This window comes from Streptomyces sp. SM1 (assembly GCF_002910825.1).
Classification (GTDB): domain Bacteria; phylum Actinomycetota; class Actinomycetes; order Streptomycetales; family Streptomycetaceae; genus Streptomyces; species Streptomyces okerensis.
Window position 1 is genome coordinate 1 of the sequence record NZ_NEUB01000083.1, and the last position, 1,324, is coordinate 1,324.

A 1,324-nucleotide genomic window follows, 5' to 3' on the forward strand; every position below is an offset into this window, starting at 1 on the left:
CCGAAGCCGGCGTCGAAGGGCGTCAGGGAGGTGCTCAGCTCGTTCCCGTACAGCGGCATGCCCGCCTCCAGGCGCAGCGTGTCCCGGCAGGACAGACCGCACGGCACCAGGCCCGTGCCCTCGCCGGCCTTGGTCAGCGCCTGCCACAGCTCCACCGCGTGCTCCGGCTTCACGAACAGCTCGAAGCCGTCCTCGCCGGTGTAACCGGTGCGGGCGATCAGGGCGGGAACGCCGGCGACCGTGCCCGGCAGACCGGCGTAGTACTTCAGGCCGTCCAGGTCGGCGTCGGTGAGCGAGGCGAGGATCTTCTGGGACTCGGGGCCCTGCACGGCGAGCAGCGCATAGGCGTCGCGGTCGTCGCGCACCTCGGCGCCGAACCCGGCCGAGCGTTCGACGAGGGCGTCGAGCACCGTCTGGGCGTTGGAGGCGTTGGCGACCACCATGTACTCCGACTCACCGAGCCGGTAGACGATCAGGTCGTCCAGGATGCCGCCGTCCTCGCGGCAGATCATGGTGTAGCGGGCGCGGCCGGGCTTGACGCCGCCGATGTTGCCGACGAGGGCGTGGTCGAGGAGGGCGGCGGCGGCCGGGCCGGTGACCGCGATCTCGCCCATGTGCGAGAGGTCGAAGAGGCCGGCCTTCGTCCGCACGGCGTTGTGCTCGTCGCGCTCGGAGCCGTAGCGCAGGGGCATGTCCCAGCCGGCGAAGTCGGTCATCGTCGCGCCGAGCGAGCGATGCAGGGCATCGAGCGCGGTCCGGCGGGGTTCGGTACTGCTCATCGGTCGGTCTCCCAAGGCGATGGGGGCCCCTCCCGCGCGAGTTCATTCGGGCGTGAGGGAAGGCGAGGACGGTTCCTCCCCATCTGTCATCGGAACCTGAGAGGTTCGCCATGACCGCCCGCGCAGGGGAGGATCATGGTTTGCACCTTGGGTGGAGCCACTGGAGCACGGCTGCAGCGGCCCGCTTTTCAGATGTGCCTCGCCCGCGCGGTAACGGGGCCTGAGAGATTCAAGGGAGGGACTTGCTCCTTCGGCGCCCCGGCGGCAAACGGTGCCGGGGACTCTCCCGCGCGGATTCAAACGGCCGGTATGCAGTTGGCGCGCACATCATTGCACGCATTGTGAGGGCGCGGCAGGGGGACCCTCTCCTGGGGTGCACAGGTTGTACGGGCACGGTCACAGTGAGCTGTGACAGGCCTGTTTCAGGAAAGGCACGGAAACGAGAGACCTCGGCATTACCTTCTCTTTACACTCAGCGGGGACCTGGACTCAGGCCGGTCCCAGGGGAGGACCATCACGGTGAACAGGACCACGGCGTGTGCCAC

1 protein-coding gene and 1 riboswitch are annotated in these 1,324 nt (G+C 69.0%); the gene reads right to left on the minus strand.

Features of this window, described 5'->3' with window-relative positions:
* Window positions 1–779: glycine cleavage system aminomethyltransferase GcvT (gene gcvT, locus B9S61_RS01880; RefSeq protein ID WP_103540620.1), on the minus strand; the 779-nt coding region annotated here is incomplete at its 3' end.
* A 198-nt stretch (window positions 780–977) separates the two neighbouring features.
* A riboswitch (glycine riboswitch) is annotated at window positions 978–1,078 on the minus strand.
* Window positions 1,079–1,324: the final 246 nt, after the last annotated feature.